6 protein-coding genes and 1 pseudogene are annotated in these 6,087 nt (G+C 44.0%); 4 read left to right on the top strand and 3 right to left on the bottom strand.

Translation table 11 applies throughout. From position 1 onward, the window contains the following. Positions 1 to 120: 120 nt before the first annotated feature. Entirely contained in the window at positions 121 to 525 is a 405-nt protein-coding gene (gene tnpA / locus P5674_RS22735; RefSeq protein WP_006616017.1) for an IS200/IS605 family transposase, read from the bottom strand. 226 nt (positions 526 to 751) lie between these two features. On the opposite strand from tnpA, the gene P5674_RS22730 reads away from it, so the two are divergent. The 3 genes from P5674_RS22730 (at position 752) to P5674_RS22720 (ending at position 2,722) form a co-directional block, all read left to right on the top strand. Then, a complete protein-coding gene (locus P5674_RS22730; protein ID WP_006616016.1) occupies positions 752 to 1,333 on the top strand; it encodes a transposase in 582 nt (193 codons plus the stop codon). After that, entirely contained in the window at positions 1,317 to 1,766 is a 450-nt protein-coding gene (locus P5674_RS22725; protein WP_062945842.1) for an IS200/IS605 family accessory protein TnpB-related protein, read from the top strand. The genes P5674_RS22730 and P5674_RS22725 overlap by 17 nt, the downstream gene beginning before the upstream one ends. Before the next feature lie 773 nt (positions 1,767 to 2,539). Further along, positions 2,540 to 2,722, top strand: coding sequence for a hypothetical protein (locus tag P5674_RS22720; protein ID WP_199325058.1), 183 nt, complete (start codon positions 2,540 to 2,542; stop codon positions 2,720 to 2,722). Positions 2,723 to 2,758: 36 nt separating this feature from the next. Here P5674_RS22720 and P5674_RS22715 read toward each other — a convergent pair whose 3' ends face one another. Together P5674_RS22715 and hemC are read right to left on the bottom strand one after the other, a co-directional pair. Next, complete coding sequence (locus tag P5674_RS22715) at positions 2,759 to 3,445, bottom strand: glycoside hydrolase family 108 protein (protein ID WP_062945841.1); 687 nt, start codon at positions 3,443 to 3,445, stop codon at positions 2,759 to 2,761. A 23-nt stretch (positions 3,446 to 3,468) separates the two neighbouring features. Then, positions 3,469 to 4,437, bottom strand: a complete 969-nt coding sequence (hemC, locus tag P5674_RS22710) for a hydroxymethylbilane synthase (RefSeq protein WP_006616200.1) — start codon at positions 4,435 to 4,437, stop codon at positions 3,469 to 3,471. A 416-nt stretch (positions 4,438 to 4,853) separates the two neighbouring features. Between hemC and P5674_RS22705 the strand changes: the two are divergent. Beyond that, positions 4,854 to 6,033: pseudogene (locus tag P5674_RS22705) on the top strand (AAA family ATPase); the annotation flags it as partial. Positions 6,034 to 6,087: the final 54 nt, after the last annotated feature.

Below are 6,087 nucleotides of genomic sequence, written 5' to 3'. Positions count from 1 at the left end.
TTCCAATTCCCTAGGTCGGGGTTTTTATTGGTGAAAGTTTGGGAATAAGATAGAAACTTGGTAGCCTCGTCTCTTTAGAGCGAGGCGGAAAAGTGACTCGGCGGATTTATCCGCATTCAATTAATGATGATGCGGATCTTCAATATATTTCTGGATAGTTGTCGCACTGACATTACCTGCGGTACTAAAAAAATAACTTTTACTCCATAAGCTAGGTAGTTTCAATAATTCAGGAAATTCTTTCCGAAGGAAATTAGAAGATCTCCCTTTGAAAAACCTAACAATTAAATGAATTGGGATTGTTGGGGGAAACTCAATAAAAAGATGGACGTGATCAGGTGCTATCTCACCAGCTCGAATATTCCAATTCTTTTCCGTTGCCAACTCCTGCCAGATTTGATAAAGCCTGTTCCGAATATCGCCTTTGAGAACAGGCTTCCTTCGTTTTGGGACAAAAACCAAATGGACAATAGCCAGCCCGATAGAGTGATTATAGTGTTGATACTCAAAACTTTTCTTTCTCATTGTCAATTTTATATTTAATGGCTATAATGTTGATCATATTACAGTAAACGACAAAAAGATGTATGGTTGTCAACAGGTTCTAATTCATACCAGTCGTGATATTGAGGCGATTATCGAGTATCTTTGTTCAGAATCTAACAAGATCTACAATTGCGCTCTTTATTACGCTAGGCAAATGCTTTTCAAAAAGCACGTTTTTGTTAATAGGGGAGCCGTTTGTTCTGAGATGTCTAAAAGTGCCAACCAGCATTTTAAGGCCATGTATGTTTCTTCTGCTCAACCAACTTGCAATTCAGTAGTAGAAGCCATGAGTTCTTATAAAGAACTTCTCAAATTGTGGCGAGGTGGAAAGTTAGAAGAAAAGCCCCGTCCTCCTAAATACAGGAAGCCCGGGCTATTTACAGTTTCCTATCCGGTTCGATGGTTGAAGTTAACCCCGGGGGGAATTAGAATTCCGCTAGGAAATCAGGTTAAAGCATGGTTTGGGATTGATTCATTTTTATTACCCATGCCATCTAACCTCAACTGGGATTCAATCAAAGAAGTTCGTATTCTTCCTCGGAATAAATGTTTTTATGCCGAGTTTATTTATCAAGTTCAGGCTGAAAATATTAAACTTGATAAAAACCAGGTGTTAGGAATAGATCATGGAATTGATAATTGGTTAACTTGTGTGAGTAACGTAGGAACCAGTTTCATTGTTGATGGCAAGCATTTGAAATCCTTTAACCAGTGGTACAACAAGCAAGTTGCTTATCATAAAAATGGTAAACCTCAAGGTTTTTGGAGTAATGCTTTATCCCACTGAAAAACGGAATCGTCAGGTTAGGGATGCTATCAATAAAGCTGCCATAGTAGTTATTAACCATTGCCTCAAAAACAGTATCGGTCGTCTTGTTTTTGGTTGGAATAAAGGACAAAAAAATGGTGCTACCCTTGGAAGTAAAGGGAATCATAACTTTATTCAGATTCCCACCGCACGATTGAAGTCTCGAATCCAAGAGCTTTGTTCTCATTATGGAATTGAGTTTATAGAAACCGAGGAATCTTATACCTCAAAAGCTAGTTTTCTTGAGCATGATTTTCTTCCTGAATTCGGTGAAAAACCCGACAATTGGAAGCCGTCAGGACAACGAGTAAAACGAGGTTTATACCGCACTGGTTATGGTCGAAAGAGAAGTCACCTTCTCCAACTCCACTTCCAAACCGTGCTTGATAGTTTCCCATCACACGGATCCTGATGTAGATACCCTATTGTCAGTAGGAACAGAGTAACAACTCTCTGCTTTATGACTTCAACTTTCAGAGCTATATGACTTGCGTAGTCTTTAAACTCGCCTTCGCCGTAGGACTCTTACTTACCGCAGTCTCTATATCCACACCGTGACTAGTGGGCATATCCCAACCATTACAGTTAGGCATTAGCTTTCAGTCACATCCTTTCCCCTCAAAGGCATACACTTACACTTTTCGCTACTCAACAAATATTGGTATACTTGCCGAGAGCCAATGAGGAGTTTAGAGGAGTTTAAACGTTCCGTTTATACGGGCATTCCATCTTTAGACTTGTCCTCTCCACCGGGGTACTTTTAAAGGTCTGTGTAGGTGTTGGTATGATTACCCTACTTTTCTCCTTACCCTTTTGGGCGCAGCGTGTAAACCTATTTCGCTGCTTATTGATACGATGGTTCAAGTCGGAACATTCAGATTTCCTTAGTCATGGATGGTTGGCAGTGGTCGGTCTGGTAGTAGGTTCTACTTCACGCCTTCCGTTCCCCGCTTCAATCCTGGGGTTGTGATTCCCAAAACTGGGGGTGGCTATCGCCGTTACTCTTTCCCATAATCGCCCCAAGTGGTTTTAGTACTCCTCCTAGGTATACCTGGACGGTGAATTGCGATTTCTTAAAATGGGATTGACCTTGAGTTCCCGTGCCTTACTTAGATTCATAACGTCTAAGCGTTGGGACATATAAACAGTTAAGGGGTGGTTGAGGCCCATCGAGGAGGTTATTTCATGCATTGCAGTCTTATTTGGTCTCCTCAACGTCTCGCACCATTCAATCAATATATCAATGCTGATTGTAATGCAGCAGCTAACATCATTCGTAAAGTATCGGCCACATTGGGATTAAATCTCAATGGAGTCAGTAGAGGCGCATTGACTACGCCATTAAGAGTTCGTATTTGGACTATTTAAGAATCCTCGTCGCTTTAGCGCGAGGAGTGTCAAAGGTCAATCCTTTTGTTTAAGGCTTTGTGCTACCTCTTGCAAAAGGGCGATCGCCTGTTGGAGTTTATCCAAAATTTCCGAATCTTTCGAGGTTTCCGTGTTCGGTGGTTTCGGTGTGTTCGGTGGTTTGGGCGGATCAATAACCGGAGCCTGACCGCCGCCTAATTGAGTAACATAACCCAATAAATCGCGATCGCGTCTTAGCCAACCCTCCAAAAATATCTGTTGGCTAGGGTTAGCCTGAACCCGTTGGTAGCGGTAGTCAATGCGAGCCTGACAGTATCTTTGGGCAGTTTCCAGGTTATTATTTTGTTCAAGCACCCCTTGGCTTTTCGGTCCAAAGCGACCATCTACAGTCAACCCTCCCAGAGTTTCTTGTAAAAACTCAATACTGGCGCGCACACTAAAATTAACCGCCGTATCAAACTGAACCACCGCCAAAGGTAACACCATCAAATCCGCCTTTGACGGTATCCAGTACATCGTATAATAGACCTCCTCCACCTCTGGCTGAGTAATTTGCCGAACCGATTTCGACCCCTGACCCTTATTTTTTAAATAGGTGTCGTAGGTCGCCTGGGTGATGCCATAATTAACCACACCTCCCAGGTCTTCCGGGTGTCCAACGCCGCCCTCCCATTTCAGGGTAAATTTAAGGGCAATTTGAAAATTATCATCAGATGCTGTCATAATTACTCACCCATGCGTGAAGTTTAACTGCGCTGAACTTCGGCAAAAATTTCCGCTAAGATTTCCTCAGCCCCCTGTTGTTTCAGTTGGTTAGCTAATTCAATCCCCAACTGTTCCGCGTCACTAGCCTGTCCGGTCACTGTATCTTTAATTAGGCGTTTTCCGTCCAAACTAGCCACCATTCCCGTTAAAGTTAGACGATCGCCTTCCACCATAGTATTAACACCAATAGGAACCTGACAACCCCCTTCTAATTCCCGCAAAAATGCCCGTTCACTGTGACACCTTTGGGCTGTCGCCGTATGTTCCAAGGCTTTCACCACCTCTAAAATTTCCGTATCTCCCTCTCGGCATTCAATACCCAGAGCCCCCTGTCCCACCGCGTGCAGAGATATTTCAGCCGGAATCACTTGATGAATGCGATCGGCCATTCCCAACCGTTTCAGTCCAGCCACTGCTAAAATTATCGCATCATACTGACCCTCATCCAATTTTTGCAGGCGCGTGTTCAGGTTCCCGCGAATATCCTTAAATTCCAAATGCGGGAAATTGTGGCGTAGTTGTGCCAGACGACGCAGGGAAGACGTACCGACCACCGCACCGGGTGGCAGAGTGTCTAGTTGTTTGTCGCGATGGTTTTCGTGGACTACCAAAGCATCTGCGGGGTCTTCCCGTTCAGTCACACAGCCCAGCATTAGACCTTCTGGGAGGTTTGTTGGTAAATCTTTGAGGGAATGCACCGCCATATCAGTATCATGGTTAAGCATCCCCACTTCTAGTTCCTTGGTGAACAGTCCCTTATCCCCAATTTTGGCTAGGGCTACATCTAGGATTTTATCCCCCTGGGTGGACATGGTATGAACTTCAAACTTGATATCAGGAAAGCGCTTTTGTAGTTCTTCCTGAACCCAGTAAGTTTGAACTAGGGCGAGTTGGCTTTTGCGTGAAGCAATGCGAATGGTACGGGTTTGGGCAGATACAGATGTTGTCATCGAAACTCCTTGACTCTGAAACCCCGTCCTGATTAGAACGGTTTAATGTTGAAATTGATGGTCCTCTCCACAGCGCCCTTTTGGGGGAATGTTAACTTAGCCAGTCTTGTCCCGGCTGGTTAGACTTAGTGGCTGACATCAATTGTGCGATCGCTCTCTAAAATAAATATTAGTTCGGTTAGTTGCACTCGATCTAGCCTACCCCATCGGGGACACAATCACAATGGTAATGGGACAATCATGGTTCCCCCTACCTAGAGGGCTGGGGGAGTCGGAGAGGGCGATAATATGAATCGCAGCCCTGCGCTAGTTCCGACCCCACGAGCCAGAAGATTAATCAACCCGCCCTTTCGCGAGAGATTATGATGCACCCAACCCGCTAAAATTGGGTTAATAACTATCACAAAAATAGATTTATGTCTTACTACATTTCACATCGATTTCTTGATAAGGTTTCCGTCCATATTACCAAAAACTTTTTAGATATTCCCCGGATAAAAGTTCCCCTAATTTTAGGAATACACGGACGCAACGGAGAAGGCAAAACCTTCCAATGTGAACTTGTCTTTAAGACCATGGGAATTGAACCCGTGATGATTTCTGGGGGAGAATTAGAAAGTCCTGATGCCGGAGACCCCTCCCGACTGCTACGGCTACGGTATCGGGAAGCGGCCGAACAGGTGCGGGTAAAAGGTCAAATGTGCGCCATTTTTATTAATGATTTTGATGCCGGGGCTGGCAGGTTTGACTCAGGAACTAAATACACGGTTAACACTCAATTAGTTAATGCTACACTAATGAATATTGCCGATAATCCTACTAATGTGCAATTACCCGGAAGTTATGATGAAACCCCATTACATCGGATTCCGATTATTATAACGGGAAATGATTTCTCTACCCTCTACGCCCCTTTAATTCGCGATGGTCGGATGGATAAGTTTTATGGGGAATCTAGCCGGGAGGATCGCATTGCTATTGTGCGGGGAATTTTTGCTGATGATTCACTCTCGGATAGTCAGATTATCAAATTGGTTGATGAGTTTACCGGACAGGCGATTGATTTCTTTAGTGCTATGCGATCGCGTATTTATGACGAACAAATCCGCGAGTTTATCTATCATCAAGGCTTAGATAAAATCTCGCGCCGCCTAGTTGATAGTGTGGAAAAAACCCCCCGAACTTCCTCAGCCTGATTTTAGTCTTCAACACCTGATCGAGTCTGGGCGTGCTATGGTAAAAGAACAGCAGCAAATCCAGAAACTACGCTTGGTGGAAGAATATAACCAATTCCGCACGGTTAATTCTCAGCCAATTAACCGCCATCCTCAACCGATTAATCAACCACACCTTCCCTATAACCCGGTCATCCCTCCCCATGCTTTTGATGATTTAGGACTATCTAATTGGCAGGGAGATAGTAGCAGTTCAACTACTTTTATTGAGGGTAAAACTGTCAGCAGTAAACTGAGTTTAGATGTTTTGGAACAGGTGCAAAAAATCCGGTCAGGGGGTTATCAAATTGGTTTGGAATATGCTGATCAGCGTCACTTTAAGACGGGTTCCTGGAAAAGTTGTGCTATCATTGATGGCGGGTGCGAAACGTTCAGGCATGAAATAGGGTTGCAATACCCGAAATAACCGCCTGGT

This window comes from Limnospira sp. PMC 289.06 (assembly GCF_032350395.1).
Taxonomy (GTDB): domain Bacteria; phylum Cyanobacteriota; class Cyanobacteriia; order Cyanobacteriales; family Microcoleaceae; genus Limnospira; species Limnospira platensis.
Note: the sequence above shows the minus strand (reverse complement) of the source record. Positions and strands in the feature narration are given on the sequence as shown.